The organism is Bacillus sp. SIMBA_074 (assembly GCF_046534555.1).
In the GTDB taxonomy this organism is placed as follows: Bacteria; Bacillota; Bacilli; order Bacillales; family Bacillaceae_G; genus Bacillus_A; species Bacillus_A mycoides.
In genome coordinates this window covers 1-319 of the sequence record NZ_JAWRYM010000266.1, presented here as the reverse complement: position 1 = coordinate 319, position 319 = coordinate 1, and the positions used below count along the sequence as shown (strand labels likewise).

Genomic DNA, 319 nt, shown 5'->3' with positions numbered 1-319 from the left:
AATCGTAACCCTACTCCTGACGATTATATGAAATTAACGTACACACAAAATATTATCAATGAATCAATGCGCATATACCCGCCTGGCTATATAGTATCACGGAAAGTGGAGGAGGATGTGGTAATAGGAGGATATCATTTTAAAAAAGGCGATATGCTCTTGTTAAGTCAGTATGTGATGCACCACAAGCCAGAGTATTTTGATAACCCAGAGTCTTTTAATCCTGAGCGATTTGAAAACAACTTTTTGAAAACTCTACCTCCGTTCGCTTACTTTCCGTTTGGCGGAGGGGCGAGAGTTTGTATCGGTAATCATTTCG

The 319-nt window shown here is 39.8% G+C and carries 1 protein-coding gene; it reads left to right on the top strand.

Annotated features, from left to right (window positions below; translation table 11 throughout):
• Positions 1-27: 27 nt before the first annotated feature.
• On the top strand, positions 28-319 hold a 292-nt coding region (locus SB773_RS30790), incomplete at its 3' end, for a cytochrome P450 (protein WP_410594031.1).